The sequence below is a fragment of the Rhizobacter fulvus genome, assembly GCF_964020785.1.
Genome location: NZ_OZ224516.1, coordinates 5,211,478 through 5,235,302, shown reverse-complemented (window position 1 = coordinate 5,235,302; position 23,825 = coordinate 5,211,478). Strand labels below are relative to the sequence as shown.

26 protein-coding genes are annotated in these 23,825 nt (G+C 69.3%); 7 read left to right on the top strand and 19 right to left on the bottom strand.

From position 1 onward, the window contains the following. Positions 1-3 precede the first annotated feature (3 nt). Positions 4-744: a DUF1624 domain-containing protein gene (locus ACWH49_RS24790; protein ID WP_448173861.1), complete on the top strand. Its 741-nt coding sequence runs from the start codon at positions 4-6 to the stop codon at positions 742-744. A gap of 124 nt (positions 745-868) precedes the next feature. Here the strand turns inward: ACWH49_RS24790 and thrH are convergent, their stop codons facing one another. Both thrH and ACWH49_RS24780 read right to left on the bottom strand, forming a co-directional pair. Next, positions 869-1,486, bottom strand: a complete 618-nt coding sequence (gene thrH / locus ACWH49_RS24785) for a bifunctional phosphoserine phosphatase/homoserine phosphotransferase ThrH (RefSeq protein ID WP_448173860.1) — start codon at positions 1,484-1,486, stop codon at positions 869-871. A 54-nt stretch (positions 1,487-1,540) separates the two neighbouring features. Next, on the bottom strand, positions 1,541-2,788 hold the full coding sequence (locus ACWH49_RS24780; RefSeq protein ID WP_448173859.1) for an FAD-dependent oxidoreductase: 1,248 nt from the start codon (positions 2,786-2,788) through the stop codon (positions 1,541-1,543). Between the two features lie 29 nt (positions 2,789-2,817). On the opposite strand from ACWH49_RS24780, the gene rlmB reads away from it, so the two are divergent. The 3 genes from rlmB (at position 2,818) to ACWH49_RS24765 (ending at position 4,758) form a co-directional block, all read left to right on the top strand. After that, positions 2,818-3,564: a 23S rRNA (guanosine(2251)-2'-O)-methyltransferase RlmB gene (gene rlmB / locus ACWH49_RS24775; protein WP_448173858.1), complete on the top strand. Its 747-nt coding sequence runs from the start codon at positions 2,818-2,820 to the stop codon at positions 3,562-3,564. A 13-nt stretch (positions 3,565-3,577) separates the two neighbouring features. Continuing rightward, complete coding sequence (gene upp, locus ACWH49_RS24770) at positions 3,578-4,204, top strand: uracil phosphoribosyltransferase (RefSeq protein ID WP_448173857.1); 627 nt, start codon at positions 3,578-3,580, stop codon at positions 4,202-4,204. 89 nt (positions 4,205-4,293) lie between these two features. Continuing rightward, entirely contained in the window at positions 4,294-4,758 is a 465-nt protein-coding gene (locus ACWH49_RS24765; RefSeq protein ID WP_448173856.1) for a hypothetical protein, read from the top strand. Positions 4,759-4,771: 13 nt separating this feature from the next. Here ACWH49_RS24765 and ACWH49_RS24760 read toward each other — a convergent pair whose 3' ends face one another. Genes ACWH49_RS24760 through ACWH49_RS24745 form a run of 4 tightly spaced genes read right to left on the bottom strand, consistent with a single transcriptional unit; the run spans position 4,772 to position 8,092 of the window. Beyond that, positions 4,772-5,317, bottom strand: coding sequence for a chromate transporter (locus ACWH49_RS24760; protein WP_448173855.1), 546 nt, complete (start codon positions 5,315-5,317; stop codon positions 4,772-4,774). After that, on the bottom strand, positions 5,314-5,910 hold the full coding sequence (locus ACWH49_RS24755) for a chromate transporter (RefSeq protein ID WP_448173854.1): 597 nt from the start codon (positions 5,908-5,910) through the stop codon (positions 5,314-5,316). The genes ACWH49_RS24760 and ACWH49_RS24755 overlap by 4 nt, the downstream gene beginning before the upstream one ends. Next, complete coding sequence (locus ACWH49_RS24750; RefSeq protein ID WP_448173853.1) at positions 5,907-7,085, bottom strand: MFS transporter; 1,179 nt, start codon at positions 7,083-7,085, stop codon at positions 5,907-5,909. The genes ACWH49_RS24755 and ACWH49_RS24750 overlap by 4 nt, the downstream gene beginning before the upstream one ends. Beyond that, positions 7,085-8,092 carry a D-2-hydroxyacid dehydrogenase family protein gene (locus ACWH49_RS24745; protein ID WP_056470745.1) on the bottom strand — a complete coding sequence of 336 codons (1,008 nt, stop codon included), beginning with the start codon at positions 8,090-8,092 and terminating at the stop codon, positions 7,085-7,087. The genes ACWH49_RS24750 and ACWH49_RS24745 overlap by 1 nt, the downstream gene beginning before the upstream one ends. 106 nt (positions 8,093-8,198) lie before the next feature. Here ACWH49_RS24745 and ACWH49_RS24740 point away from each other — a divergent pair, with 106 nt between their 5' ends. Next, entirely contained in the window at positions 8,199-8,711 is a 513-nt protein-coding gene (locus tag ACWH49_RS24740; RefSeq protein WP_448173852.1) for a DUF1993 domain-containing protein, read from the top strand. A 4-nt stretch (positions 8,712-8,715) separates the two neighbouring features. Here ACWH49_RS24740 and ACWH49_RS24735 read toward each other — a convergent pair whose 3' ends face one another. After that, entirely contained in the window at positions 8,716-9,027 is a 312-nt protein-coding gene (locus tag ACWH49_RS24735) for a helix-hairpin-helix domain-containing protein (RefSeq protein WP_448173851.1), read from the bottom strand. 1 nt (position 9,028) lies between these two features. Further along, on the bottom strand, positions 9,029-9,721 hold the full coding sequence (gene lexA, locus ACWH49_RS24730) for a transcriptional repressor LexA (RefSeq protein WP_448173850.1): 693 nt from the start codon (positions 9,719-9,721) through the stop codon (positions 9,029-9,031). A gap of 92 nt (positions 9,722-9,813) precedes the next feature. Between lexA and ACWH49_RS24725 the strand changes: the two genes are divergently transcribed. After that, entirely contained in the window at positions 9,814-10,785 is a 972-nt protein-coding gene (locus ACWH49_RS24725; RefSeq protein ID WP_448173849.1) for an asparaginase, read from the top strand. Here ACWH49_RS24725 and ACWH49_RS24720 read toward each other — a convergent pair. Together ACWH49_RS24720 and ACWH49_RS24715 are read right to left on the bottom strand one after the other, a co-directional pair. Continuing rightward, entirely contained in the window at positions 10,764-11,186 is a 423-nt protein-coding gene (locus tag ACWH49_RS24720) for a hypothetical protein (protein WP_448173848.1), read from the bottom strand. The genes ACWH49_RS24725 and ACWH49_RS24720 overlap by 22 nt on opposite strands. Positions 11,187-11,220: 34 nt before the next feature. Beyond that, complete coding sequence (locus tag ACWH49_RS24715) at positions 11,221-11,613, bottom strand: hypothetical protein (RefSeq protein WP_448173847.1); 393 nt, start codon at positions 11,611-11,613, stop codon at positions 11,221-11,223. 195 nt (positions 11,614-11,808) lie between these two features. Between ACWH49_RS24715 and ACWH49_RS24710 the strand changes: the two genes are divergently transcribed. Then, positions 11,809-14,040 (top strand): putative bifunctional diguanylate cyclase/phosphodiesterase, encoded by a 2,232-nt coding sequence (locus ACWH49_RS24710; protein ID WP_448173846.1) that lies wholly within the window; start codon positions 11,809-11,811, stop codon positions 14,038-14,040. Positions 14,041-14,080: 40 nt separating this feature from the next. Here the strand turns inward: ACWH49_RS24710 and ACWH49_RS24705 are convergent, their stop codons facing one another. The 9 genes from ACWH49_RS24705 to dapC form a co-directional block, all read right to left on the bottom strand. Then, positions 14,081-15,145, bottom strand: a complete 1,065-nt coding sequence (locus ACWH49_RS24705; protein ID WP_448173845.1) for a GspE/PulE/PilB domain-containing protein — start codon at positions 15,143-15,145, stop codon at positions 14,081-14,083. Positions 15,146-15,278: 133 nt separating this feature from the next. After that, positions 15,279-15,704: an organic hydroperoxide resistance protein gene (locus ACWH49_RS24700; RefSeq protein WP_056470724.1), complete on the bottom strand. Its 426-nt coding sequence runs from the start codon at positions 15,702-15,704 to the stop codon at positions 15,279-15,281. A 40-nt stretch (positions 15,705-15,744) separates the two neighbouring features. After that, entirely contained in the window at positions 15,745-16,233 is a 489-nt protein-coding gene (locus ACWH49_RS24695) for a MarR family winged helix-turn-helix transcriptional regulator (protein ID WP_448173844.1), read from the bottom strand. A gap of 85 nt (positions 16,234-16,318) precedes the next feature. Next, the gene (locus ACWH49_RS24690) at positions 16,319-18,304 is read right to left on the bottom strand and encodes an ABC-F family ATP-binding cassette domain-containing protein (RefSeq protein ID WP_448173843.1); all 1,986 of its coding nucleotides are present in this window, start codon (positions 18,302-18,304) and stop codon (positions 16,319-16,321) included. 4 nt (positions 18,305-18,308) lie between these two features. Then, the gene (gene prmB / locus ACWH49_RS24685; RefSeq protein WP_448173842.1) at positions 18,309-19,196 is read right to left on the bottom strand and encodes a 50S ribosomal protein L3 N(5)-glutamine methyltransferase; all 888 of its coding nucleotides are present in this window, start codon (positions 19,194-19,196) and stop codon (positions 18,309-18,311) included. Next, positions 19,193-20,344 carry a succinyl-diaminopimelate desuccinylase gene (gene dapE / locus ACWH49_RS24680; protein ID WP_448173841.1) on the bottom strand — a complete coding sequence of 384 codons (1,152 nt, stop codon included), beginning with the start codon at positions 20,342-20,344 and terminating at the stop codon, positions 19,193-19,195. Before dapE ends, prmB begins: the two co-directional genes overlap by 4 nt. Positions 20,345-20,352: 8 nt before the next feature. Then, entirely contained in the window at positions 20,353-21,543 is a 1,191-nt protein-coding gene (locus tag ACWH49_RS24675; protein ID WP_056470707.1) for a PilT/PilU family type 4a pilus ATPase, read from the bottom strand. A gap of 73 nt (positions 21,544-21,616) precedes the next feature. After that, a complete protein-coding gene (dapD, locus tag ACWH49_RS24670; protein WP_448173840.1) occupies positions 21,617-22,450 on the bottom strand; it encodes a 2,3,4,5-tetrahydropyridine-2,6-dicarboxylate N-succinyltransferase in 834 nt (277 codons plus the stop codon). After that, complete coding sequence (dapC, locus tag ACWH49_RS24665) at positions 22,447-23,658, bottom strand: succinyldiaminopimelate transaminase (RefSeq protein WP_448173839.1); 1,212 nt, start codon at positions 23,656-23,658, stop codon at positions 22,447-22,449. Before dapC ends, dapD begins: the two co-directional genes overlap by 4 nt. Positions 23,659-23,825: the final 167 nt, after the last annotated feature.

Below are 23,825 nucleotides of genomic sequence, written 5' to 3'. Positions count from 1 at the left end.
TGCGTGACCGCGACGACGAGACCTTCCGCAACCGCGCGCCAGCGCTTCGACCGCCTCGACGCGCTGCGCGCGGTCGCGATCGTCTGGATGGCGCTGTTCCATTTCTGCTTCGACCTGAACTACTTCGGCTTCATCCGCCAGAACTTCTACACCGACCCGTTCTGGACCCTGCAGCGCAGCTGCATCGTCAGCCTGTTCCTGTTCTGCGCCGGCCTCGGCCAGGCGGTCGCGCTCGACCAGCGCCAGCCCTGGCCGCGCTTCTGGCGCCGCTGGGCGCAGGTGGCGGGCTGCGCGTTGCTGGTGACGATCGGTTCGCTGTGGATGTTCCCGCGCAGCTACATCAGCTTCGGGGTCCTGCACTGCATCGCGATTGCGCTGATCGTGATGCGGGTGAGCGGCGGCGCGGGGCGTTGGCTGTGGCCGCTCGGGCTCGTCGCGATCCTGCTGCCGCAGTTCGTTCAGCACCCGTTCTTCGACACGCGCTGGACCAACGGGCTCGGCCTGGTCACCCGCAAGCCGGTCACCGAGGACTACGTGCCGCTGCTGCCGTGGCTCGGCGTGATGTGGTGGGGCATGGCGGCGGGCCGGTGGGTGCTGGCGCAGCGCCGCGTCTGGCTCACCGGTGCGCTGCCCGCCGCGCTCGCGCCGCTCGCGACGCTCGGCCGCTGGAGCCTGAGCTTCTACATGCTGCACCAGCCGGTGCTGATCGGCGCGCTCATGCTGCTGTCCACGTTGCGCCGCTGAGTCCTCGTGGCTGCGCTAGGTCCGCCTGGCCTTCAACGCGCCCTACGACAAGCCCTGCGACGGGGTCGTCTCCGGCCGTCCCTGCCGACGGCATCGGGCCGTGGAAGCCCTCTCGCGGTGCCGCTCAACCGCCGCGCAGCCGCAGCGCGGCGGTGTCGATCGCCGACTTCAGGTCGGCATAGGTGCGCGTCACCGGGAACTGCGGGAACTGCTTGACGATGGCTTCGGGCGGATGGATGAAGAAGCCGGCGTGCGCGGCGCCGAGCATGCCGGTGTCGTTGTACGAGTCGCCGGCGGCGATCACCTGGAAGTTGAGGCCACGCAGCGCGTTGACGGCGTGGCGCTTCTGGTCCGGCTGGCGCAGCACGTGGCGGCGCACGAAGCCGTCGGCGTCGACCTCGAGCTTGTGGCACATCAGGGTCGGCCAGCCCAGTTGCTTCATCAGCGGCTGCGCGAATTCGTAGAACGTGTCGGACAGGATGATGACCTGGTAGCGGCTGCGCAGGTCGTCGAGGAAGTCCTTCGCGCCGGCCATCGGGCGAATGCCGGCAATCACGTCCTGGATGTCGGCCAGCTTCAGCCCGTGCTGCGCGAGCAGATCGATGCGGAAGTTCATCAACTTGTCGTAGTCCGGCTCGTCGCGGGTGGTGCGCGACAGTTCCGTGATGCCGGTGCGCTTCGAGAACTCGATCCAGATCTCGGGGACGAGCACGCCTTCGAGGTCGAGGCAGATCATTTGCATGGGGTGGCTCCGGCGCGGCGGTGGTGAAGGGCGGCGCGGATCGTACCCGACGCGCTAGGGTTGTCGGCTCACGGCCCGCGTCTCGACCCGCTCGGGCCGCACGCCGATGCCGACCAGCCGCGCCGGCAGCCGCCGCAGCACCGCGAAGCGTTGCAGCAGCCGCACCGGCAGCGGCAGCTCGGCCGGCGCCGCGGTGCCGGCGAGCACCGGCGCGAGCACCTCGTTCTGGATCGCGATCTGGGCCCGCTGCGTCACCCGGGCCGGCCAATCGCGGCGGCGCTGCACGGCCTCCAGGTGCTCGGGCGTCAGGCGCTTCTCGCGCAGTGGTTCGGCCAGCAGGTTCGACGCAGCCACCGCGTCCTGGATCGCCAGGTTGATGCCGACGCCGCCGACCGGCGACATCGCATGCGCCGCGTCGCCGATGCACAGCAACCCGTCGCGCCACCAGCGCGGCATGCGGCTGATCTGCACACTGAGCAGCTTGACCTGGTCCCAATCTTTCAGCGTCGAACTGCCGGCGATCAGGAATGGCGCGATCGCACCGACGCGGTCGCGGAACGCGTCGAGGCCGGCGGCCTGCAGGGCGGCGAGCGAGCCCTTCGGGATCACGTACGCGCACTGCCAGTAGTCGCCGCGGTTCAGCGTGACGAGCAGGGCGCCGGGGCGGATCGAGCCCCCGGTCTGCGAGCGCGGGTCGGCGCGGTCGCGCGGGACGCGAAACCAGAGCACGTCGATCGGCGCGGCGAGGTCCTCGCTCGCCAGGTTGGCGCTGCCGCGCAGCGTGGTGTGGCGGCCGTCCGCGGCGACGACCAGGCCGGCGTGCACCGCGAAGCCGCCTTCGGCGGTCTGCACGTTGACGCCGATCACCGCACCGTCGTCCGGGCGCTCGATCACGCCCAGCGCCTTCGCGCCCAGGCGGAGCGAGAAATTCGGCAGTGCGCGCGCCCGGTCGGCGATGAAATCGAGGAAGTCCCATTGCGGCACCAGCACCATGAACGGCCGCGGCGCGTCGAGGTGGGTGAAGTCGGCGATCGTGACGGACTCGCCGTAGACATCGCCGACCAGCTCCGTCACCTCGTCGTGCGGCAGTTTCAGGAAGTCCTCGAGCAGCCCGAGGTCGTCGAGCACGGTCAGCGTGGACGGGTGGATCGTGTCGCCGCGGAAGTCGCGCAGGAAGTCGAGGTGTTTCTCGAGCACGATCACGTCGACGCCGGCCCGCGCGAGCAAATAGCCCAGCATCAGCCCGGCCGGGCCACCGCCGGCGATGCAGCATTCGGTGCGGAGCGAGGGCGTGGCGTCCATGGCGCGATCGTAGGCCGTAACATCGGCGAATGACAAAGGGAAAGCAAGTCCTGTTCGGCTTCCACGCGGTGACCGTGCGACTGAAGTCCGCGCCGCGGTCGGTCCTCGAGGTGCATGTGGACGCCTCGCGGCGCGACCAGCGCATGCGCCAGTTCGTCGAGCGCGCCCGCGAGGCCGGCGTCAAGCTGGTCGACAGCGACGACGAGCGCCTGGCCAAGCTCAGCGGTTCGCAGCGCCACCAGGGCGTCGCCGCGCGGGTCGAGGCGCTGTCGATCAGCAACTCGCTCGACGACACGCTCGACGCCGTCGACGGCCCGGCGCTGCTGCTGGTGCTCGACGGCATCACCGACCCGCACAACCTCGGCGCCTGCCTGCGCGTGGCCGACGGCGCCGGCGCGCATGCGGTGATCGCACCGAAGGACCACGCGGTCGGCATCAACGCCACGGTCGCGAAGGTCGCGAGCGGCGCGGCCGACACGGTGCCGTACTTCATGGTCACCAACCTGGCACGCACCTTGAATGAGCTGAAGGAGCGCGACATCCGCATCATCGGCACGTCGGACGACGCGCAGCGCTCGCTCTACGACCTCGACCTGACCGGCCCGGCCGCGCTGGTGCTCGGCGCCGAAGGCAGCGGCATGCGCCAGCTCACCGGCAAGACCTGCGACGAGCTGGTCCGTCTGCCGATGGCCGGCGCGGTCGAGAGCCTGAACGTGTCGGTCGCCAGCGGCGTGTGTCTGTACGAAGCGGTGCGCCAGCGCCTCAAGAAGCCCTGAAGGAGAAGCATCCATGCCGGTGATCGACGTCAAGCATCCGCTGGTCAAGCACAAGGTCGGCCTGCTGCGCGAGAACGGCATCTCCACCAAGAAGTTTCGCGAGCTGACGAACGAGCTCGCGCGCTTGCTCGCGTATGAGGCGACCGCCGATTTCCCGCTCGAGAAGACGACGATCGCATGCTGGAGCGGCCCGGCCGAGATCGAGCGGATCAGCGGCAAGAAGGTGACGGTGGTGCCCATCCTGCGCGCCGGCCTGGGCATGCTCGACGGCGTGCTCGACATGATCCCGAGCGCCAAGGTCAGCGTCGTCGGCCTCAGCCGCAACCACGAGACCCTGCAGCCCGAGAACTACTTCGAGAAGTTTGTCGGCAAGCTGGACGAACGCACCGCGCTGATCATCGACCCGATGCTCGCGACCGCCGGGTCGATGATCGCGACCGTCGATCTGCTGAAGCAGCGCGGCTGCAAGGACATCCGCGCGCTGGTGCTGGTCGCCGCGCCCGAGGGCGTGGCCGCACTCGACAAGGCGCACCCGGATGTGCGCTGCTGGACCGCGTCGATCGACAGCCACCTGAACGAGATCGGTTACATCATCCCCGGCCTGGGCGACGCGGGCGACAAGATCTTCGGCACCAAGTGACGCCCCGCGGTCGACCCGCGGGTTGAACTTTTACCAATCTTGACGCGACATGTCTTGCGGCCGTCACAAGCGGCCCCTAGGCTGTCCGCATGAAGAACATCATCCTGCCTCGCCCGTTCCGCCTGTGGATGACCGGCAGCCTGGCCGTCGTGATGGCCGCGATGATTCCGCTGCGCGGCGCTTCCGAGTCGGAACGCAGCCATGGGCTGCGCCTGCTGCGCCACAGTCGCTACGATGTGAGCGAAACGCTTCAGCGCATCGAGCTGGCGGCGCGCGACCGCGGGCTGTCGGTCCTGGCGCGGGTGGCCGGCGCGCCGCCGGTGCTGGTTCTGGCCTCGTCGATCGGCGGCACGCTGGTGGTGATGAACGAGGCCGATTCGCGGCCGGCCATGCCGTTGAGCCTGATGGTCAGCGCAGCGGCCGACGGCGGGGCCGACGTGCTGGTCGCGTCGACGCACGAGGCGAACGCGTCCAGCGACTGGTCGGAGCTGCCGAGTGCGGTGGTGGACGATCTGCGCGCATTGCCCGGCGTGGTCGAGCGCGCGCTCGGCTGAAGGATCGCCGGCCTCAAACGAGGCCGAGTGCGCCGGACACGGTGCCGAGCGCGACCAGCCACATCGGGCTGAGCTTGGTGCGCAGCATCACGGCGATGCTGACGACGATCAGCGCGAGCGCGCCCCAGCGGTGCGCCGGGTCGCGCAGGTACGGTTCGGCGAGCACCCAGCCGGTCGCGAGCAGCAGGCCCAGCGTCAGCGGCGTCAGCCCGGCGGTGAAGGCGCGCACGAAGCGCGTCTCGCGCCGCTGCGCGCCCCAGCGCGTCGCCCACAACGACAGCAGCGTCGACGGCACCAGGATGCCGGTCATCGTCGCCAGCGTGCCCAGCGGCCCGGCCACGTTCCAACCGAGCACGGCGACGAACAACACGTTCGGTCCGGGCGCTGCTTGCGCGATCGCGATCGACGCGGTGAATTGGGCGTCCGTCAGCCAGTGGTGCTCGACGACGATGTAGCGGTGCATGTCGGGCACTGTCGTGATCGCGCCGCCGACCGCGAGCAGGCTCAGGATCAGGAAATGGGTGAACAGGCCGAACAGGTCGGTCGCGTCGAGCTTCATCGCGCCGCCTTCAGCCGCCACCACGCGACGACGATCGCGACCGAGCCGAGCCCGGCGATGACCCACACCAGCGGAATCCGCAGCCACGCGGTGCCGATCAGCGTGAGCGCGCCGAAGCCCAGGCAGATCGGCAATCCCATCGCGTTGCGGCGCAGCGTGCCGAGCAGCTTCAGCCCTGTGGACAGGATCAGCCCCGCCGCGACCGCGCCCATGCCGCGCAGCGCGCCGGTCACCATCGGGTACTGGTCGAAGCGCACGTAGAGCGCCGTCAGCGCCAGCACGATGACCATCGGGGCCAGCAGCATCCCACCGAGCGCAGCCATCGCACCGCGTGTGCCGAAGCTGCGGTCACCGAACATCAGTGCCAGGTTGACGACGTTCGGGCCCGGCAGCACCTGGCTGATCGCGAGCATCTCGACGAACTGGTCCTTGGTCAACCAGTTGCGGCGCTCGACCAGCTCGCGCTGCGCCACCGGCAGCACGCCCCCGAAACCCTGCAGCGCGAGCCGGTTGAACGCAAGGAACAACTCGCCGAGCGACTGCGGCACCGCAACGTCGGTGCCGTCCTGCAGCGCGCCCGTGGCCGGTGTCATGCGAACGCCACCTTGCGGCTGCCGGCCCACAGGCTCAACCCGATCGCCGCGAGCAACCAGGCCAGACCGCACCAGTTCAACGGCGCATAACCGCCATGCGAGATCAGCCAGCCGCCGCTCGACGCGCCGACGGCCTGACCCAGGTAGATCGCCGACGTGTTCAGCGCCATCAGCGCGGGAGCCAGCGCCGGCGCCGCCATGCCCAGGCGCGCCTGCTGGGTCGAGTTCGACGAGAAGCAGCCCAGCGCCCACGGGATCAGGATCACCGCGGTGCCGACCAGCGTGCTGCCGAACGGCCACAGCAGCAGCGAGACGGCGATCAGCGACAGCGCCACCGCCACCGCCACGTTCGGCCCGACCCGATCGATCACCCGCGTCAGCACCACATTGCCGACCAGCCCGAACGCGCCGAACCACATCAACAGCATCGTGATCTGCTCGGTGCTCGCGCCGAGCTGGTGCTTGTAGTAAGGCGCGAAGTACGAGAACAGCGTGAACTGCCCGGCGCCCGAGAGCGCGGTGACCAGCACCATCGCCATCAGGACAGGGCTGGTGAAGACGTCCTTCCAGGCGCGCATCGACAGGGCGGCCGGGCGCACGCCGTCGGGCATCACCGCGAAGACCCAGGCGGCCGCGACGATCGACAGCGCCGCGACGGTCGCGAACGCCACCTCCCAGCCGAAGGTCTCGCCGATCCAGGCCGACATCGGCAGCCCCGCGACCGAGGCGACCGACCAGCCGAGGAAGATGAAGGTGATCGCCCGGCCGCGTTCATGCGGCGCGGCCATGTACCCGATCGCTGCGGCGGCCTGCGGCGTGAACACCGCCGCGGCCAGCATCGTGACGGCGCGCACCGGCCACAGGGCTGCGTAGCTCGGCATCAGCGCGCTCAGCGCATGACCCGCGCCGTACCACACCAGCGCGAGTGCGAGCAGCCGGCGACGATCGAAGGCCGCGACCCAGCCCGCCAGCAGCGGGGCGCCGAACGCCATCGTGGCCGCGGCGATCGCGATCAGCTGGCCCGCGAGCGTGACCGACACGTCCAGCGAGCGCGCGATGTCGTTGAGCGTGCCGGCCACCGACATCACGCCGCAGCCGATCACGAAGTTGCCGAACATCAGTGCCCAGCGCAAGCTGGCGTGGACCCCTGCCGCAGGCTGCGACGACTCCGGCATCAGCGCATCACTTTCAGCGCCTCGGGGTTGAGGATGTTCGTCGGCGTGCCGTTGATGAAGTTGACGACGTTGTCGAACGCGGCCTTGAAGTACATCTCGTAGCTGTCCTGTTCGACATAGCCGATGTGCGGCGTGCACACTGCGTTCTCGAGCCGCAGCAGCGGGTGGCCCTGCAGGATCGGCTCGCTCTCGAACACGTCGACCGCCGCCATGCCCGGGCGGCCGCGGTTCAGCGCCGAGACCAGCGCGCCTTCCTCGATCAGCTCGGCGCGCGAGGTGTTGACGAGCAGTGCGGTCGGCTTCATGCGCGACAGCGCGTCGAGCTTGACGACGCCGCGCGTGCTGTCATGCAGCCGCAGGTGCAGCGTCAGCACGTCGCAGGCCTCGAAGAAAGCCTCGCAGCTCGGCGCCGCGACATGGCCGTCGCGCGTGGCGCGCTCGCGCGCCGACTCGCTGCCCCACACCGTGATGTGCATGCCGAAGGCGCGGCCGTAGCCGGCCACCATCTGGCCGATCTTGCCGTAGCCCCAGATGCCCAGCGTCTTGCCCTTGAGCACCATGCCGAGGCCGAAGTTCGGCGGCATCGACGCCGCCTTCAGCCCCGACTGTTGCCACGCGCCGTGTTTCAGGTTGCCGATGTACTGCGGCAGGCGGCGCATCGCCGCCATGATCAGCGCCCAGGTCAGCTCGGCCGGCGCGACCGGCGAGCCGACGCCCTCGGCCACCGCGATGCCCATGCGCGTGCAGGTCTCCACGTCGATGTGCGAGCCGACCTTGCCGGTCTGCGAAATCAGCTTCAGCTTGGGCAGCTTTTCGAGCAGCTGCTTCGGGAACTGGGTTCGCTCGCGGATCAGCACCAGCACGTCCGCATCGCGCAATCGCACGGAGAGCTGGCCGATGCCCTTCACGGTGTTGGTGAAGACCTTGGCGTTCAGCTGCTCCATCACGCTCGCGCACTTGAGTTTGCGCACCGCGTCCTGGTAGTCGTCGAGGATGATGATGTTCACGAGGTCGGGAGGGTCCGTCGGTGCCTGTGTCGGACCCGATTGTGCACGGCCGCAAGAAGGCCTGTAGCATCCCCGCTCCCTTGTCCACGACCCTGGAGACAGACCCATGTCGATCACCATGCACTCGGCCAGCGCGCCGATCTTCGTCACGATGCTCACGAATCTGTCGGCCTGGCTCGACAAGGCCGAGGCCCACGCGACCGCGAAGAAGTTCGACCCCGCGGTCCTGCTGGCGGCGCGTCTGGCCCCCGACATGCTGCCGTTCACGACCCAGGTGCAGATCTGCTGCGATACCGCCAAGTTCCTGATGGCCCGCCTGGCCGGCGTCGACGCGCCGAAGTTCGACGACAGCGAGCAGACCCTGGCCGACCTGCGCGCCCGCATCGCCGCGACGATCGAGTTCGTCAAGTCGGTGCCCGCCGACAGCATCGACGGCACCGAAGAGAAGGACGTGACGCTGCCGCGCCGCACCGGCCCGATCGTCATGAAGGGCGAGGCGTACCTGAAGCACTTCGCATTGCCGAATTTCTTCTTCCACGCGACGACGGCGTACGCGCTGCTGCGTCACAACGGCGTCGAAATCGGGAAGATGGACTTCCTGGGTGCGCCGAAGGGCTGAACTGTCAGAGTTGCCCGAACTGCGCCTTGCGCTGTGGCGTGTAGCGCCACCAGGGCGCGGCGGCGGCCCCGTTCATGAAATCGACGGCGGCCATGAAGGTGTCGAGCACGCACGGATCCTGGCGCTCCCCGGACGCCGTGCACAGCTTGCGGTAGAGCGCGTAGGCGTCCTGACCGCGCAGGTCGGCCGGCCGGCCGATGCCGATCGAGCGCAGGTCGGCCGCGAGCGACGGCCCGATGTTGGGCAGTTGCTCCAGCGTCGCGCACTCGGCGGCGCTGGCCGCCTTGGGTGACTTGATCACGGTCGCTGCCGGCATCTCACAGCATCATGTTGTTGCGGATCAACCCGACCGCCAGGCCCTCGAGCTCGAATTGCATCTCGCCCGCATCGGCGCCGCCGGTGGGCACGACGATGGTCTGGAAATCGGGGTTCTCGGGGATCAGCTCGATGCTGTTGCGCGTGCGACGAAAGCGCTTGACAGTGACCTCGTCACCCAGCCGGGCGACGACGATCTGGCCGTTCTTGGCGTCCTTGGCGCGCTGCACGGCGAGCAGGTCGCCGTCGATGATGCCGGCGTCGCGCATGCTCATGCCGCGGACCTTCAGCAGGTAATCGGGCCGGCGCGGAAACACGCTGGCCTCCATCAGGTAGGTCTGGTCGACGTGTTCGTGCGCGAGGATCGGGCTGCCGGCGGCGACGCGGCCGACCAGCGGCAGCGTGAGCTGCGCCAGGCTCGGCAGCGGCAGCGCGAACTGCTTGCCGCGCTGCTGGTTGAGCTGACGCAGCGTCTCGGAGCGAAGCCGGATGCCGCGCGACGTGCCGCCGACCAGCTCGATCACGCCCTTGCGCGCCAGCGCCTGCAGGTGTTCTTCGGCCGCGTTGGCCGATTTGAAGCCGAGCTCGCTGGCGATCTCGGCGCGAGTCGGCGGGGCGCCGGTGCGCTCGATCGCGCTCTGCACGAGGTCGAGGATCTGCTGCTGGCGATCGGTGAGCTTGGGCGGTTCGTACACTGGGCGTCCTTGAAAGCGGATGCGCCGTCGGCACGGCTGAGCGGTGCTGACGATCCATCCAGTACCTGTATTTTCATCCAGCTGGCGCAAAAATGCAAAACGTATCGTCGATCGTCGTGGTGCTCGGGACCGGAGGCACCATCGCCGGCGCCGCGAGTGAGGCGACGGACAACGTCGGCTACGTGGCCGCACAGCGGGGTGTCGCGCAGCTGCTGGCAGCGGTCCCGGCACTGGCCGGCGCACCGATCGAGGCCGAGCAGATCGCGCAACTCGACAGCAAGGACATGACGCACGCGGTCTGGCATGCGCTGGCGCTGCGCTGCGCACACCACCTCGCGCGGCCCGAGGTGGCGGGCATCGTCATCACCCACGGCACCGACACGCTCGAGGAGACCGCCTGGTTCCTGCAGCGCACGCTGGCACCGGCGCGGCCGATCGTGCTGGCCGCGGCGATGCGGCCCGCAACGGCGCTGCAAGCGGACGGCCCGCAAAACCTGCTCGACGCGGTCACGGTGGCGCGCACCCCCGGCGCCCGCGGCGTGACGGCGCTGCTGGCGGGTCGGCTGCACGCCGCCGCCGACGTGCGCAAAGTGCATCCCTACCGGCTCGACGCGTTCGCGTCGGGCGATGCGGGGCCGCTGGGCGTGGTGGAGGAGGGCGTCCTGGGGCGGTTTCGCGAGTGGCCATGCGAGCCGGCGCTGGTCGGCGCGGCACAGCTGCCCGCCGATGCGGGGGCGTGGCCGGCGGTCGAGATCGTGACCAGCCATGCCGGCGCGAGCGGCGAGATCGTTGCCGCGCTGTGTGCCGCCGGCACGCGCGGCATCGTCGTCGCGGCCACCGGCAACGGCAGCGTGCACGAGCGCCTCGAGCGGGCGCTGGCAGCAGCCCAGGACGCCGGCGTGTCGGTTTGGCGCAGCACGCGTTGCCTCGACGGGCGGATCATCGACTCGGGCGACACCGCCTTCCCGTCTGCCGGTGCGCTGACGCCCACGAAGGCGCGGATCGAACTGATGCTGCGCCTGATGGCGGCTTCGGCGGCGGCTCAGGCCGCGCGGTCGTCCTGATCGCCGGCGCCGTAGAGGCGGTGCTCGTTCAGGACCTGCAGCGACTGCAGATCGCTTGCCACCTCGGGCGCGAAGCCCTGGCGATTCGGGCGCCGTGCGACCAGCAGGTCGTCGAGATACTCCTCGATCAGGCCGGGATCGCGCCACAGCAGCGCCATGCGGTTGGCAATTCGCGGGTAGCGCGCGGCCAACAGGTCGGGCCGGAAGTCGTCCGGCAGACGCGCCAGCCAGGCCACGGCGGCGTCCGACAGCACCTCGTCACGGTGGCGGCGGGGCGCGCGATGGCGCACCCAGTCGGAGTCGGTCATCAGTTCGGGCGGCTTGGGGCCCCTGGGCGGCGCCGGCGCGGCCGCGCGCAGCAAGGTCAGCGGGAACCGGAAAAGCGGCAACAGCTTGCGCATCGTCAGGGCGCCTTCGGCGTGCTGCGACAGGTGATCAGGCGCGCGGGCGCAATCCCGGGAAGGTGCTCTCGCTGAACGGTTGCGTGTCGGCGAAGCCATGTGCCGCGAGTTGCGGCGCTTCGAACAGCAGCCCGCCTGCAAGCGCATTCGCCGCGGGACCGGTCGGCATCGGGGCATGGACCGCCGCGGCCGGTGCGGCCTTGGTCAGGGCCGTGGCGGCCTGGCGCCGGGCGGACAGTTCCTTCTGAAGCTGCGCGACCTGCTCGCGGGCCTTCTTGACCTGTTCGTGCAACACGTCACGGTCCGCGTTGACGCGGCCAAGCTTGCTCTCGAGCCGCAGCCGCTCGCGGCGATACCACCAGCGCGACGCGATGGCCGTCACGGCGATGGCGAGGATGGCGAACAGCAATGCGGTGAGGTCTTGCATGGTTCACTGCCTATCGGTTGGCGCTGGCGATACTTTAGCCGCGCAATCCCCCGGTCTCTTTGCAGTCGGGAAACATTTCCATCAAGTCGACGGACCGCCCGTCGATAAAGCCGGATCACCGGTCTGAGCGTCCGCGCTCGGTTCCGCCACCACGGGTTCGTCGCCCCGCAGCGACGTTGTCGGAGAGGATGTTCGATGGACGACGACTGGATGCGCAGCGCGTTGTATGCGGGGGTCATGGCGCTGTGCCTGTACCTCCCCTTCGTCGCGCTCGACCTGGTGCGGCGCGCCCGCACCAAGCGCCACGCCAGCCCCTGGGGCTGGCTGCTGGGTGGCGCGGCGGCATGGGGCACCAGCCTGTCGGCGGCGTTGCTGATGACCTTGCTGGCGCGCCATGGGGCGCTCGACCTGTCCCACGACGGCGCACTGCTGCTCGCGTCCTGGCTGGTGAGCGTCGGCACCGCGTTCGGTGTCTTCGCCGCGGTCTCGATCGCGCTGCCCGGCTGGCGCAGCTGGCTGCGCATCAGCGCCGGACTCGCGCTCGGGGTGCTGGTGTCGAGCAGCCTGATGCTGGTGTCGCTGCAGCCTGTCAACGCCTGGGCGCCGCTGTGGTCGCAGAGCTGGCCGCTCGACCTGACCTTGATCGGCGCGAGCCTGACGCTGGTCGCGTACCTGCTGGCCAGCGAAGGCCTGCTGCGATGGTCCGAGCGCCGCGCGCGCTGGGCCGGGCCTGCCGCAGGGGTCGCATTCGCCGCCTTCCTGTGGCTCGTGGTGGGCGACGACGTCTCGTTCGGCGCACCCGACACCATGCCCGGATTGCCGAGCCCGCATGCCGGCTGGCTTGCCGGCATCGCGGCCGCGGTGTCGCTGTCGGTGGTGCGCTTCATGTCACGCATCGAGCGCCACCTCGCCGAGCGGGCCGACGGCCTTGAACGTTCGCTGCGCCAGGCGAACTCCGACCTGCAGAAGATCGCGTACCACGACGCGCTCACGGGCTTGCCGAACCGGCTCGTGTTCGAGGACAAGCTCGTGGCCGCGGTCGGCCGCGCCGACCAGGCCCGGGAGCGGCTCGCGGTGCTGTTCATCGATCTCGACGGCTTCAAGCCGATCAACGATTCCTTCGGCCACAGCAGCGGCGATGCGGTGCTGCGCCAGGTGGGCGACCGGCTGCGGCGGATCTCGCGCTCGGCGGACACGATGGCCCGCGTCGGCGGCGACGAATTCCTGATGCTGCTCGAAGGCGAGGTCGACGAGCAGAACGCGGCGCAAGTCGCCACGCGCATGCTGGCGACCTTGAGCGAGCCGTATTCGATCGGCAGCCGCGAGGTGGTGATCTCGTGTTCCATCGGGATCGTCTTCTATCCGGACGGCGGCGCGCAGCCGAAGCTGATCGCGCGCGCCGATGCCGCGATGTACGCGGCCAAGCGTTCGGGCGGCGCGTGCTACTGCTTCTTCGAGCCGAGCATGGAGGCCGATGCGCACGAGCAGCTCGACCTGCAGCGCGACCTGCGCCTGGCGCTCGAGAACAACGAACTCGAACTGTTCTACCAGCCGAAAGTGGATGCACTGTCCGGCCGGGTCACCGCGGCGGAGGCGCTGTTGCGCTGGAAGCACCCGACCAAGGGGATGATCGGCCCCGCCACGTTCATCCCGGTGGCCGAGCGCTTCGGCCTGATCGGCACGCTCGGCAACTGGGTCATCGAGGACGCCTGCCGGCAATCCCGGGCGTGGCGCGACAAGGGCCTGCGCATGCGCGTCGCGATCAACCTGTCGGCCTTCCAGATGCGCCAGGACGACCTGGTCGAGCGCATCACGACGGCGCTGGCACGGCACCGCATCGATCCGTCGCTGCTGACCTGCGAGATCACCGAGTCGGTCGCGATGGAGGACACGCGTGCCACGCAGGTCACCTTCCAGCGCCTCGGCGAAGCCGGCGTGCACCTGTCGATCGACGATTTCGGGACCGGCTACTCGAGCCTGGGCTACCTGCGCAAGCTGCCGGCCGAGGAACTCAAGATCGACCGCAGCTTCGTGATGGACATCGAGACCGGTGCCGACGCACGGGCCGTCGTCGATGCGGTGATCCGCCTGGCGCACGCGCTCGGCCTGAAGGTCGTTGCCGAGGGGGTCGAGACCGAGAGCCAGCGCGACCTGCTGATCAAGATGGGCTGCGACGAGCTGCAGGGCTACCTTTTCGCCAAGCCGATGTCGGCGCGCGCGCTGCTGCTGTGGGCCAGCGACGACCGCGAGCGCGAGATCGCGTTCAAGCCCTCGCTGTTCGGCGAGACGCGACCGATCTCGCAGCAGGAGCTGCTGGCCCATCGGCGGGCGGTCACGTCCACGGTGCCGCAAAGCCAGCATGACCGGGTGACCTCGCGCTCGAACGGCTTCGCCAGCACGCTGCCGAACAGCAACTCGATCTTCTGACGCTGGCGCGGCGCGCGCCGGGCCGGGCCGGACGAGCGGCTCAGATGGTGCTGGCGAAGAACGGCAGCTTGTCGGCGACGTGGCCGGACCAGATGTCGTTCTTCTGGCGGTCCTGCGCGAGCATGATCTGCATGCGCGACGCGAGCACAGGCGTCACGGTCACGCCCGTGATCGCGTTGACGCCCTTGAGCTTCATCACGCGCGCCGGCTTGTCGACGGCGACGATGAGCTGGTCCTTCACCAGAAGCAGCGGGACCATGTGCAGGCCGAGCGCGACGCGTCGCGGCAGCTTGGCCGCCGCCTTCGGGTCGATCGGGAAGCGACCGAGGTCGACCAGCGGATAGCCCATCTTGTGCGCGAGCGCCGTCTGCAGGTCGCCGCGCGAGATCAGGCCGTCCTTGACCAGCATCTCGCCGAGCGGCACGTCGCGCGCGGCCGACTGGCGTGCCAGCGCGCGCTCGAGCTGCGATTCGGTCAGGAGCCCGAGTTCGAGCAGCGAATGGCCGAGCGGCAGGATCGGCATGCGCTGCTGGCGTTCGATCGCCGCGAGCAGCTCGTGCGGGCTCGAAATCCACATGCGGGCAGCAATCTCCTCGGCCGACGCGCCGAATTCGCTGCGGATGTAGGCGCTGCGCGGCACGAAGACGCGTTGCAGCGCGGACTCCTCCTGCACCGGCGGAAACAGGAACATGCCGTCCGCGGTCTCGACGCGGCCACAGGTCCGGCCGGTGATCGGCGTCACGGTGCCGGCGCCCTGGAGCCGGTAGTCGCGCTCCTGGGCGGCGGCCGGCACGCGTTCTGCCGGCGCGCCGGACGCGCTCAGTGCGGGTTGCAGCGGCGTGGTCAGGGTGAGGCGGCGGAAGCGGGTGAACGGCAGTTCGACGATCGTGCCGTCACGCGAGGTGCGGAAGTGCAGCGTGCGCTGCAGCGCATCGAACCCGGTCATCTCGCCGTCGACCGGCGTGCCGACGACACTCTCGATGCGGCACGGTTGCGGGACGTCGATGCCGGGCGGCGGGCGGTGGCGCCAGTCGAACGGAAGCGCAGGCCAGCCGAAGCGCTCGGGCTCGTCGGACATCAGGGTCGGGAACGGGGTCAGGGGCATCGCGCGCGGCAGGTCGTTGATCGTTCATCGGCGGCTCTGGGTCACACTTGAGCCACATTTACGATAACGCCGCGCAGGCCCGCCGAGCCTCAGAAAACACCGCGAATGCGTGCGCATTCGCGGTGATCGGCGATCAGACGACGGTCAGCGTGACCTCGATGTTGCCGCGGGTCGCGTTCGAGTACGGGCAGACCTGATGCGCCGCCTCGACCAGCTTCTGCGCCGCCTCGCGCTCCATGCCGGGGATCGAGACGTTCAGCGCGACCTGGATGCCGAAACCGGCCGGGATCGGGCCGATGCCGACATCGGCGGCGATCGAGGTGTCGGCCGGCAGCGCGATCTTCTGCTTCATCGCGACGAACTTCATCGCGCCGATGAAGCAGGCCGAGTAGCCGGCCGCGAACAGCTGTTCCGGGTTGGTGCCGACCGCGCCGTTGCCGCCCATTTCCTTCGGGGTCGTGAGCTTCAGGTCGAGCACGCCGTCGGACGATTTCGAGGTGCCTTCGCGGCCGCCGGTCGAGGTGGCGTGGGCGGTGTACAGAACTTTGTCGAGCTTCATGGGCGAGGTCCTTGGTTGCGGGTGGGGGAAGGGATCGGAGTCACGCAGCCAGCGCGAGGTGGTCGGCCACGTGGTCGCGCAGCTGCTGCAGCCGCGTCGTGAGTGCGGAGATCTCGGTCAGCTTGCACCCCGTGGCGCACGCAACCTGTTGCGGCACGCCGACCGCGCGGCGCTGGAGCGCGCGGCCGGCGTCGGTCAGCGACAGCGCCACGCGACGCTCGTCACCCGCGGCGCGGGTGCGGGCGACCAGGCCGGCGATTTCCATGCGCTTGAGCAGCGGGGTCAGCGTGCCCGAATCGAGGTACAGGCGCTGGCCCAGTTCGCCCACGCCGATCGGCTCGCGCTGCGCCTTCGGCTGTGCGTCGTGCTCCCAGAGCACGAGCAGCACCAGGTACTGCGGGTAGGTCAGGCCGAGCGGCGCCAGCACCGGCTTGTACAGCTTGGTCATCTGCAGCGAGCTCGAGTACAACGCGAAACACAGCTGGCGATCGAGGCGCTGGTGTTCACGGGGATCGGTGGGGTGACGCATGGCCCTACTCTAACGAATTGCTGGCGATTAAATTGCGAACAATCTAATTGCCCGCACTGACGACAGGGCTGTTGCCGCCCGGCGTTCAGCCTGCGGGTTGCGCCGTCAGGGCGTCGACGCGTGTGCTGAGCTCGAGCCAGCGCGCCTCGAGCGTCTCGATCTCGTCCCCGATCTGCTTCAGTCGCTTGCCTTGTTCGGCGCGTTGGGCCGGTGTCAGCGTCGGGGCCGCGAGCGCGGCCTCGGCGGCGTCGCGGTCGCTCATCAGCACGCCCAGGCGGTTGTCGACGGCGTTGAGTTCCTTGCGCAGCGGCTTCAGTTCGTCGCTGCGCTGCTGGCGCTGCGCGGCGCCGGTCTTGCGATCGTGGCCGCCGGGTGCCGCCGCGACGCTGGGCGCGGCGACCGGCGCGGGCGCCGGCGCCACGGCGTCGCGCTTGCGCTTCTTGTCGCCCTTGGACTGCTCGCGCGCGGCCTCGCGCGATTGTTCGAGCAGCCACTTCTGGTAGTCGTCGAGGTCGCCGTCGAACGGCTGCACGCCGCCGGCGGTGACGAGCCAGAACTCGTCGCAGACCTCGCGCAACAGCGCGCGGTCGTGGCTGACCAGCATCACCGTGCCCTCGAACTCGTTCAGCGCCATGCTCAGCGCCTCGCGGGTGGTCAGGTCGAGGTGGTTGGTCGGCTCGTCCATCAGCAGCAGGTTGGGGCGCTGCCAGACCAGCATCGCCAGCACCAGGCGCGCCTTTTCACCGCCGGAGAGCGTGCCGACCGGCTGCGACACCATCTCGCCGACGAACCGGAACGAGCCGAGGAAGTCGCGCAGCTCCTGCTCGCGGCCGGACGGGCCCTTGTCCCGGGCCAGGCGGATCATGTGCATCAGGGCGCCGTCGTCGAGCGACAACACGTCGAGTTCCTGCTGCGCGAAGTACCCGATCGACAGGCCCTTGCCCTCGGTGACCTCGCCGGCCAGGAGCGGCAGGTCGCCGACGATGGTCTTGACCAGCGTCGACTTGCCCTGGCCGTTGGCGCCCAGGATGCCGATGCGCTGGCCTGCCAGGACCGAGCGGTTGATGCCGTCGATGATGCGGGTTTCGCTGCCATCGTCGGCGCGGTAGCCGCAGGCCATCATCGAGAACGCGAGCATCGGGTTCGGCAGGCTCAGCGGCTCGCGGAACTCGAACTGGAAGTCGGCGCTGGTCAGCACCGGGCCGAGCTTCTCCATGCGCGCCAGCGCCTTCACGCGGCTTTGCGCCTGCTTGGCCTTGCTGGCCTTGGCCTTGAAGCGGTCGATGAACTTCTGCAGATGCGCCATGCGCTCCTGCTGCTTCGCGAAGTTGGCCTGCGCCTGCATCATGCGTTCGGCGCGCATCTCCTCGAACGCGGTGTAGTTGCCGGTGTAGCGGGTCAGCTTGGTGGCGTCGAGATGCAGCGTGACGTTGGTGATCGCGTCCAGGAACTCGCGGTCGTGGCTGATCACGATCATCGTGCCCTCGAAGCGCTTGAGCCACGCCTCGAGCCAGACGAGCGCGTCCAGGTCCAGGTGGTTGGTCGGCTCGTCGAGCAGCATCAGGTCGGCCGGGCACATCAGCGCGCGGGCGAGCTGCAGGCGCATGCGCCAGCCGCCTGAGAAGCTGTTGACCGGCGAATCGAGCTCGCTGGTCTTGAACCCGAGGCCGAGCAGCATCGCCTGCGCGCGCGGGCGGGCCTCGAAGCCGCCGGCGTCGCTGATCGCGTGGTGGGCTTCGGCCATCGCGTGGCCGTCGTCGTCGAGCTCGGCCTGAACGAGCTGGGCCTGCGCTTCCATCAGCCGGGTGTCGCCTTCGAGCACGAACTCGGTCGCGCCCTGGTCGGTCTCGGGCATTTCCTGCGCGACCTCGCCGATGCGCCATCGCGGCGGCATCGCCACATCGCCGGCATCGGACTGCAGGCGGTGCGTCAGCAGCGAGAACAGCGACGACTTGCCGGCCCCGTTGCGGCCGACCAGGCCGACCTTCTCGCCGGGCTGCAGCACGACGCTGGCGCCATCGAGGACGAGCTTGACGCCGCGGCGCAGGGAGACGTTGTTCAGAGCGAGCATGGGATCAGGACCAGCGGTATTTGGAGAGGGATTCGCGTGTGACCAGCAGCACCCGGTCGTCGCCGGCGCTGGTTTCGAGCCAGGCCACTTCGAGGCGCCGGAACGCGTGCTCGAAATGCGGGCGCTCGTTTCCGATCTCGAGCACCAGCACGGCATCGACCGTCATGTGCTTCGGCGCTTCGCGCAGGATCCGGCGAACCAGGTCCATGCCATCGTCGCCGCCCGCCAGCGCCAGAGCCGGCTCGGCGCGGTACTCGGCCGGCAGCGCCTGCATGCTCTGCGAATTCACGTAGGGGGGGTTGCACAGGATCAGGTCGTACGGGCCGCGCACCGCGTCGAGCAGGTCGGACTGCAGCAGCGTGATGCGCTTGTCCAGCCTGTGGCGCTCGACGTTGATGCGCGCGACCGCCAGCGCGTCGTCAGACACGTCGGCCGCGTCGACCACGATCTCCGGGTAGGCCATCGCCGCGATCACCGCGAGGCTGCCGTTGCCGGTGCACAGGTCGAGCACCCGGTGGGTCGTGTCGCTGAGCCAGGCGTCGAGCGTGCCGCTGCCTTCGCCGTCGGCGAGCAGCTCGGCGATGAACGAGCGCGGCACGATGGTGCGCTCGTCGACGTAGAACGGCACGTTCTGCAGCCAGGCTTCCTTCGTCAGGTACGCGGCGGGCAGGCGCGATTCGATGCGCCGGGTGATCAGGGCCTCGGAAGTCGCCTGCTCGTCGGCGGTCAGGTCCTTCTTCGCGCGTTCTTCGAGGGCGTCCAGCGGCAGCCCGAGCGACCACAGCACCAGCCACGCCGCTTCGTCGAATGCATTGCCGGTGCCGTGCCCAAACGAAACGCCCGCCTGTTTGAGGCGGGCGCTCTGCGCGGTGATGAGATCGATCAGTGTCATGTCAGCAAACGGACCAGCAGGTCACGGTAAATGTTCTTCAGCGGATCGAGGCTCGCGACGTCGACCCGTTCGTCGATCTTGTGGATCGTGGCGTTCAACGGCCCGAACTCGATCACCTGCGGGCAGATCTTCGCGATGAAGCGGCCGTCGGAGGTGCCGCCGGTGGTCGAGAGCTCGGTTGTCAGCCCGGTGACGCCGAGGATCGCGGCGGACAGCGCCTCGCTCAGGTCGCCTACCGGCGTCAGGAAGGGCTCGCCGCCGAGCGTCCACACAAGCTCGTATTTTAGGCCGTGGCGGTCCAGCACGTCGTGGACACGCGCCTTGAGCGACTCCGGCGTCGATTCGGTCGAGAAGCGGAAGTTGAAGTCGACCACCACGTCGCCCGGGATCACGTTGCCGGCGCCGGTGCCGCTGTGGACGTTCGAGACCTGCCAGCTGGTCGGCGGGAAGTACGCGTTGCCCTCGTCCCAGCGGATCGCGACCAGCTCGGCCAGCGCCGGCGCGAGCAGGTGGATCGGGTTCTTCGCGAGGTGCGGGTAGGCGATATGGCCCTGCACCCCGATCACCCGCAGCCTGCCGGACAGCGTGCCGCGGCGGCCGTTCTTGATCATGTCGCCGAGCGAGTCGACCGAGGTCGGCTCGCCGACGACGCAGTAGTCGAGCCGCTCGCCGCGCTCGCGCAGCCACGCGCAGACCTTGACGGTGCCGTCGAGCGCGGGGCCCTCTTCGTCGCTGGTCAGCAGGAAGGCGACCGAGCCGGCGTGCTGCGGCACGGCGGTGACGAATTCTTCGACCGCGACGACCATCGCTGCGATCGAGGTTTTCATGTCGGCCGCACCGCGCCCGTAGAGCTGGCCGTCGCGGTGCGTGGGCACGAACGGATCGCTGCTCCACTGCGACAGCGGGCCGGTCGGGACCACGTCGGTGTGGCCGGCGAACGCAAGCAGTTTGCCGGCCGCACCGGCCGTGCCGCGGCGCACGGCCCACAGGTTGGTGACTTCGGCGCCGGCCGGGCCGTGCACCCGCGTGTGGCACTCGAAGCCAAGCGTGGCCAGGCGCTCGCGCAGCAACGCCTGACAGTCGCCGTCATCGGGCGTGACCGAGCGCAGGGCGATCAGCTGTTCGGTGAGTTGCAGCGTGCGGGACATCGGCGGACTCAGAAGCGGCGCAAGCTCGCGGCCGAGGTCGAGGCCGGTTCGGGCCGCACGTCGAGCGTGATTTCGGTGAACGAAGCCTGGTCGTCGGATTCGTCGCGCTTGGGCACGATGCGCGAGACCGGCGTCATGTCGTTCTGCAGGCGCCACATCAGGTTGGTCGGCGAGTCGGCGAAGGCCAGGCCCTCGTCGCGCGAGATCACGCCGGTGTTGATCAGGCGCGCCAGGTCCTGCTCGAAGGTCTGCGAGCCTTCGGCCATCGACTTCTCCATCGCCTCCTTGACGCCGGAGAAGTCGCCCTTCTCGATCATCTCCGCGACCAGCTTGGTGTTCAGCATCACCTCGACCGCCGGCACGCGGCCGCCGGCGGTGGCGCGCATCAGGCGCTGCGAGACGATCGCCTTCAGCCCGGCGCCCAGGTCGGCCAGCAGCGCAGGGCGCGCTTCCGGGCTGTAGAACGACAGGATCCGGCCGAGCGCGTGGTAGCTGTTGTTGGCGTGCAGCGTGGACAGCACCAGGTGGCCGGATAGTGCATACGAGATCGCCGCGGTCATCGTCTCGCGGTCGCGAATTTCGCCGATCAGGATGCAGTCGGGCGCCTGGCGCAGCGCGTTCTTCAGCCCGACCTGCAGCGAGTGCGTGTCGCGCCCGACCTCGCGCTGGTTCACGACCGACTTCTTGTTGTTGAACAGGAACTCGATCGGGTCCTCGATCGTCAGGATGTGGCCGGCCAGCTGCTGGTTGCGCTGCTCCAGCATCGCCGCCAGCGTGGTGCTCTTGCCGGCGCCGGTGGAGCCGACCATCAGGATCAGGCCGCGCTTCTCCAGCACCAGCGTGTTCAGCACCGGCGGGACGTTCAGGCTCTCGAGCGTCGGGATCACGAACGGGATGCAGCGGAACACCGCGGCGATCGAGCCGCGCTGCCGGAACGCGCTGAGCCGGAAGCTGCCGACGCCGGCCAGGCCGACACCGATGTTCAGCTCGCCGGTGTCGTCCAGCTCCTCGAGCTGGCTCGGCGTCAGCAGTTCGGCCAGCAGCTGGCGCGGCTGCGCGTGGGTCAGCGGCTGGTCGCTCAGCTGCAGCAGCTGGCCGTTGATCTTGATCAGGATCGGCGAGCTCGCCGAGAGGTACACGTCCGACGCCGCCTTCTCCGACATCAGGCGCAGCACGCGCTCCATGTTTCCGCCACTCATGAGAATCCTTTCAGGCTTGGGGAACGGCCGATCATTTCACGCTTCGCGGGCGGTGTGGGCGCCGCGGCCGTGATCAGCTGCGCAACAGTTCGTTGATGCTGGTCTTGGCGCGGGTCTCGGCAGTGACCTGCTTGACGATCACCGCGCAGTACAGGCTGTGGCTGCCGTCGGCCGCCGGCAGGTTGCCGCTGACCACGACCGAGCCCGACGGGATGCGCCCGTAGCTGACTTCGCCGGTCATGCGGTTGTAGATCTTGGTGCTCTGGCTGATGTACACGCCCATCGAGATCACCGAGTTCTCCTCGACGATCACGCCCTCGACGACCTCGCTGCGCGCGCCGATGAAGCAGTTGTCCTCGATGATCGTCGGGTTCGCCTGCAGCGGCTCCAGCACGCCGCCGATGCCGACGCCGCCGGACAGGTGGACGTTCTTGCCGATCTGCGCGCACGAGCCGACGGTCGCCCAGGTGTCGACCATCGTGCCTTCGTCCACGTAGGCGCCGATGTTCACGTAGCTCGGCATCAGCACCACGTTCTTCGCCACGTACGAGCCGCGCCGCGCGACGGCGGGGGGCACCACGCGCACGCCGGTGGCGCGCATCTCGTCCTCGGTCAGGTGCGCGAACTTGGTCTGGACCTTGTCGAAGAAGCCGAGGTCGCCGGCGCGCATCATCTTGTTGTCGTTGAGGCGGAAGCTCAGCAGCACCGCCTTCTTGACCCACTGGTTGACGGTCCACTGGCCCACGCCCTGGCGCTCGGCCACGCGCAGGCGGCCGGCGTTCAGGTCGGCGATCACGCTCTCGACCGCGGTGAAGATCTCGGGGCTGTTGGTCGCATTGATCGACGCGCGACTCTCCCAGGCGAGTTCGATGGTGCTTTGCAGCTGGTGGGGGCTTGCTTGGGTCATGACGGGGCTCGTTGGGCGGTGATGAAGGAAACGATTCGGTGCGCGGCCTCGAGGCACTCGTCGACCTCGGCGACCAGCGCCAGGCGGATGCGGCCGGCGCCCGGGTTGACGCCGTGGGACTCGCGCGCCAGCAGCGTGCCGGGCAGCACCGCGACATTGTATTGAGCGAGCAGCCCGAGCGCGAAGGCGATCTCGTCGCCGCCGGGGGACAACTCCGACACGTCCGCCCACAGGTAGAAACCGGCATCGGGCAGCGCCACCGGCAGCACCGGCGCCAGCACCGGCACGACCTGCGCGAACTTGGCGCGGTACTTGTCGCGGTTCGCGACCACGTGGGCCTCGTCGTTCCAGGCGGCGATGCTGGCCTGCTGGTAGACCGGGCTCATCGCGCTGCCGTGGTAGGTGCGGTAGAGCAGGAACTGCTTCAGGATCGCCGCGTCGCCGGCGACGAAGCCCGAGCGCATGCCCGGTACGTTCGAGCGTTTCGACAGGCTGGTGAACGCGACCAGCCGCTCGAAGCCGCGGCCGAGTTTCGTCGCGGCTTCGAGCGAGCCCAGCGGGGGCTCGTCCCGGAAGTAGATCTCGGAGTAGCACTCGTCCGAGGCGATCACGAAGCCGTGCTTGTCGCTGAGCTCGAACAGGCGCTTCCACTCGGCCAGCGGCATCACCGCGCCGGTCGGGTTACCGGGCGAGCAGACGTAGAGCAGCTGGGTGCGGGCCCAGGTGTCGTCGGAGACGCTCGCCCAGTCGGCCGCGAAGTTGCGCGCCGGGTCGCTGTTCACGTAGGCCACTTCGGCACCCGCCAGCAGCGCCGCACCCTCGTAGATCTGATAGAACGGGTTCGGACTGACGACGGTGGCCCGGGCCTTCGTCGGGTCGATCACCGTCTGCGCCAGCGCGAACAGCGCCTCGCGCGAGCCGCCCACCGGCAGCACCTGCGTCTGCGGATCTAGCGTGACGCCGTAGCGGCGCCCCACCCATGCGGCAAACGCCTGGCGCAGCGCCGGATCGCCGGCCGTCGCGGGGTAGCTCGCCAGGCCCTTCAGGTTGTCCGCGATCGCCTGCTTGATCAGCTCCGGCGTGGCGTGCCGCGGCTCGCCGATGCCCAGGCTGATCGACTTGAGCGCCGGATTCGGGACGATGTCCTTGGTCAGCGCACGCAGGCGCTCGAACGGGTAGGGGTGCAGGCGCGACAGCAGCGGGTTCATCGGGCGATTATCGATGGAGTGCTGCTGGCTCGTTTCGTGCGTAGGAAGCCGACTACGGCCGGGCGCGCCGTTCCACGCCTGCGAGCGGCCGGTTCGCCGCTGACGCGGTGGGCCGGGCGGACTTACCGTATGTCCAACCCTCTGTCGATCGTGCGCGTACGCGACCG

Excerpts from the sequence above, each read along its gene's own strand:
- thrH (WP_448173860.1), bottom strand. The coding sequence starts at position 1,486 with ATGCAAATGATCTGCCTCGACCTCGAAGGCGTGCTCGTCCCCGAGATC.
- ACWH49_RS24780 (WP_448173859.1), bottom strand. The coding sequence starts at position 2,788 with ATGGACGCCACGCCCTCGCTCCGCACCGAATGCTGCATCGCCGGCGGT.
- rlmB (WP_448173858.1), top strand. The coding sequence starts at position 2,818 with ATGACAAAGGGAAAGCAAGTCCTGTTCGGCTTCCACGCGGTGACCGTG.
- upp (WP_448173857.1), top strand. The coding sequence starts at position 3,578 with ATGCCGGTGATCGACGTCAAGCATCCGCTGGTCAAGCACAAGGTCGGC.
- ACWH49_RS24765 (WP_448173856.1), top strand. The coding sequence starts at position 4,294 with ATGAAGAACATCATCCTGCCTCGCCCGTTCCGCCTGTGGATGACCGGC.
- ACWH49_RS24760 (WP_448173855.1), bottom strand. The coding sequence starts at position 5,317 with ATGAAGCTCGACGCGACCGACCTGTTCGGCCTGTTCACCCATTTCCTG.
- ACWH49_RS24755 (WP_448173854.1), bottom strand. The coding sequence starts at position 5,910 with ATGACACCGGCCACGGGCGCGCTGCAGGACGGCACCGACGTTGCGGTG.
- ACWH49_RS24750 (WP_448173853.1), bottom strand. The coding sequence starts at position 7,085 with ATGCCGGAGTCGTCGCAGCCTGCGGCAGGGGTCCACGCCAGCTTGCGC.
- ACWH49_RS24740 (WP_448173852.1), top strand. The coding sequence starts at position 8,199 with ATGTCGATCACCATGCACTCGGCCAGCGCGCCGATCTTCGTCACGATG.
- ACWH49_RS24735 (WP_448173851.1), bottom strand. The coding sequence starts at position 9,027 with ATGCCGGCAGCGACCGTGATCAAGTCACCCAAGGCGGCCAGCGCCGCC.
- ACWH49_RS24725 (WP_448173849.1), top strand. The coding sequence starts at position 9,814 with ATGCAAAACGTATCGTCGATCGTCGTGGTGCTCGGGACCGGAGGCACC.
- ACWH49_RS24720 (WP_448173848.1), bottom strand. The coding sequence starts at position 11,186 with ATGCGCAAGCTGTTGCCGCTTTTCCGGTTCCCGCTGACCTTGCTGCGC.
- ACWH49_RS24715 (WP_448173847.1), bottom strand. The coding sequence starts at position 11,613 with ATGCAAGACCTCACCGCATTGCTGTTCGCCATCCTCGCCATCGCCGTG.
- ACWH49_RS24710 (WP_448173846.1), top strand. The coding sequence starts at position 11,809 with ATGGACGACGACTGGATGCGCAGCGCGTTGTATGCGGGGGTCATGGCG.
- ACWH49_RS24705 (WP_448173845.1), bottom strand. The coding sequence starts at position 15,145 with ATGCCCCTGACCCCGTTCCCGACCCTGATGTCCGACGAGCCCGAGCGC.
- ACWH49_RS24700 (WP_056470724.1), bottom strand. The coding sequence starts at position 15,704 with ATGAAGCTCGACAAAGTTCTGTACACCGCCCACGCCACCTCGACCGGC.
- ACWH49_RS24695 (WP_448173844.1), bottom strand. The coding sequence starts at position 16,233 with ATGCGTCACCCCACCGATCCCCGTGAACACCAGCGCCTCGATCGCCAG.
- ACWH49_RS24690 (WP_448173843.1), bottom strand. The coding sequence starts at position 18,304 with ATGCTCGCTCTGAACAACGTCTCCCTGCGCCGCGGCGTCAAGCTCGTC.
- prmB (WP_448173842.1), bottom strand. The coding sequence starts at position 19,196 with ATGACACTGATCGATCTCATCACCGCGCAGAGCGCCCGCCTCAAACAG.
- dapE (WP_448173841.1), bottom strand. The coding sequence starts at position 20,344 with ATGTCCCGCACGCTGCAACTCACCGAACAGCTGATCGCCCTGCGCTCG.
- ACWH49_RS24675 (WP_056470707.1), bottom strand. The coding sequence starts at position 21,543 with ATGAGTGGCGGAAACATGGAGCGCGTGCTGCGCCTGATGTCGGAGAAG.
- dapD (WP_448173840.1), bottom strand. The coding sequence starts at position 22,450 with ATGACCCAAGCAAGCCCCCACCAGCTGCAAAGCACCATCGAACTCGCC.
- dapC (WP_448173839.1), bottom strand. The coding sequence starts at position 23,658 with ATGAACCCGCTGCTGTCGCGCCTGCACCCCTACCCGTTCGAGCGCCTG.